This window comes from Neorhizobium sp. LMR1-1-1.1 (assembly GCF_040675795.1).
Lineage (GTDB): Bacteria > Pseudomonadota > Alphaproteobacteria > Rhizobiales > Rhizobiaceae > Neorhizobium > Neorhizobium cellulosilyticum.
Map to the genome: position 1 here is coordinate 1 of NZ_JBEGHE010000097.1, position 258 is coordinate 258.

At 58.1% G+C, this 258-nt stretch carries 1 pseudogene; it reads right to left on the reverse strand.

The annotated features are described in order from the left end of the window. Positions 1-258: pseudogene (istB, locus tag MRBLMR1_RS29960) on the reverse strand (IS21-like element ISRel5 family helper ATPase IstB); the annotation flags it as partial.

The following is a 258-nucleotide window of genomic DNA, read 5'->3' on the forward strand; positions in this document are numbered from 1 at the left end:
GCACGCTTGTTTCCGCCTGATCTTTGGTGACGTAGGCGAGATCATCGAGGATGAGCAAGTCGTACTTGTTGAGTTTGTCGATAGCAGACTCAAGCTGCAGTTCCCGACGAGCGACCTGCAGCTTCTGGACGAGATCGGTGGTCCGGGTGTAGAGGACCCGCCATCCGTTCTCGATCAGCGCAAGGCCGATAGCAGCAGCGAGATGGCTCTTTCCTCCGCCGGGCGGACCGAACATGAGGATGTTAGCTCCCTTGGCGA